Here is a 2,295-nt window from a genome sequence, read left to right on the forward strand (position 1 = left end):
ATTCTGTTGCAACGCTGTCAGAGGCATTGTTGACGCATGATACTGTGACAGTGGCGGATGTCAGTCTGACAACGGCTGATTTATTGCGTTTTGTCGCAAGGGGGTAGTGACGAATGTTTAATGATATGATGCACATTTTAACGACCCAGTCTGGTGATATTTTGACGGCTTTGCGGGAACACATCCTCTTATCATTGATGGCAATTGTCATCGCGACGGTGATTGCGTTGCCACTGGCCATTGCGTTGATGAATCATCGTCGTGCTGGCGAGTGGGTTTTGCAGGTAGCGGGTGTTATTCAAACCATTCCGAGTCTTGCCATTTTAGGGGCGTTGATTCCGTTGGTTGGTATCGGGACGGTACCAGCTGTAATTGCGTTGGTGTTATATGCCATTATGCCGATTTTTCAAAACGCTTATGCGGGATTGACAGGGATTGATCCAATTTTGTTAGAAGCTGCGGATGCCTTCGGGTTGTCGAAGCGCTTCAAATTATTCCGGGTCCAATTACCATTGGCGTTACCGATGATTATGTCTGGGTTGCGAATCGCGATGGTCATGATTATTGGAACGGCCACGTTGGCTGCCCTAATTGGCGGTGGTGGTTTGGGTACCTTTATCATGCTGGGAATTCAGACGAATAATAATGCTGAATTGTTGATTGGGGCTATTTTATCGGCGGTTTTGGCATTGGCTTTTTCATGGGGCATTCGCTTGTTGAGTAAGCTATCAGTCCGCAGAATTGGGGTGCTGTTAGTCGGTGCAATCGTCATTATCGGTGGTTTTGCGGGTTACCGGGCAATTAACCAACCAGCAGGAACGATTACAATCGCTGGTAAGTTAGGTGGCGAACCAGAAATTTTGATTAATATGTATAAAGACCTGATTCAAGCCGATAACCCCAAAATGGATGTCCAATTGAAGCCAAACTTTGGGGGGACGACCTTTATTTTTAAGGCGCTCCAAGGTGGCCAAGTGGATGTGTACCCAGAATTTACGGGGACGGTCTTACAGTCGTTAGTAAAGGTTAAGGGGTCAATTTCACACGATAAGCAGACAGCGTACAAGCAAGCGAAGACGTTGATTAAGCAGCAACACAACTTGGACTTATTGGAACCAATGAAGTACGAGAATACGTATGGTTTGGCGGTTCGTCAAGCTGATGCCAAGCGCTATCACTTGCAGACAACTTCAGACTTATTACGTCAAAGTGCGCAGATGACAGCTGGTTTTGACCCGGATTTCTACAAGTTGTCAGATGGCTATCCTGGACTAAAGAAGGCGTATGGGTTGAACTTCAAGAACATCGTGCAAATGGAGTCGAGTTTGCGGTATGAAGCGTTAGCTAATAAGCAAATCGATGTGACGGACGCTTACACGACGGACCCACAGTTGAAACAAGATCACTTGGTAACGTTGGCAGATGATAAGCACTTCTTCCCACCTTATCAGGGCGCACCGTTGGTCAACGATAAAACGTTACAAAAGTATCCAGGGATTGCGAAGAGTTTGAATAAGCTATCTGGTAAGATTACCAACCAAGATATGATTGAAATGAATTATCAAGTTACGGTGCAACACAAGAAGGCGGCCCAAGTCGCCCGAACTTATCTTGTGAAGCACGGTCTGATTAAATAATAGGCAATATGAAAACCCGCTATTCGAATTGAATGGCGGGTTTTTGTATTGCTTATTTTTGAATGTGGCGTCCGTGCACCAGGTAGTATAGTGGCAGGCCGATGATGGCGAATAGGGCAACCATCGTAAATAAACCACGGTAACCGAGGGTTGGCACTACTAAGCCGAGTAGGTATGGGCCAAAACCGAGGGCCATATCAAAGAAAATGAAGTAGGTTGAAGTGGCTTGCGCTAAGCGGTCGGAAGCCACCACTTTGGTAACGGTCGCCTGAATGGCTGATTGGAAGTTACCGAAGCCCAGGCCGACTAGTACGGCACCGAGCAACATGCCCCAACCAGAGTGCATTCGGGCAATTGCGAACAGACCTAAAGCAGTCGCGAGTAGGGTTGGATAAATGACGAAGTTCTCGTTATGTTGGTCCATTAACCGGCCCATGAACGGACGAGAGAGCAAAATCACAAAAGCGTAGACCAAGAAGAAATATGAAGCAAACGTCACCAAGTGTAACGAACTGGCAAAGAAGGCCAAGTCACCTTGCAAGGCAGCGTATCCCAGCGCCACAAAGGCCATCGTTAAGGCAATTGGGAAAACACGGGGCTCTAATAGCTGACTGAAAATGGACGTCTTGGCATCTACATGACCGCGGTCAATCGCGAT

Annotated in this window: 2 protein-coding genes; one reads left to right on the forward strand and one right to left on the reverse strand. The window is 47.0% G+C overall.

Annotation, left to right across the window (positions count from 1 at the left end; translation table 11 throughout):
• Positions 1-113: 113 nt before the first annotated feature.
• Positions 114-1,637, forward strand: coding sequence for an ABC transporter permease/substrate-binding protein (locus tag WEIDD23_RS05935; RefSeq protein ID WP_010371259.1), 1,524 nt, complete (start codon positions 114-116; stop codon positions 1,635-1,637).
• 52 nt (positions 1,638-1,689) lie between these two features.
• Here the strand turns inward: WEIDD23_RS05935 and WEIDD23_RS14615 are convergent.
• Positions 1,690-2,295, reverse strand: a 606-nt coding sequence (locus WEIDD23_RS14615) for an MFS transporter (protein WP_242865450.1), incomplete at its 5' end; no start/stop codon positions are given.

This window comes from Weissella sp. DD23, from assembly GCF_001579105.1.
GTDB lineage: Bacteria > Bacillota > Bacilli > Lactobacillales > Lactobacillaceae > Weissella > Weissella cibaria.

Excerpts from the sequence above, each read along its gene's own strand:
- WEIDD23_RS05935 (WP_010371259.1), top strand. The coding sequence starts at position 114 with ATGTTTAATGATATGATGCACATTTTAACGACCCAGTCTGGTGATATT.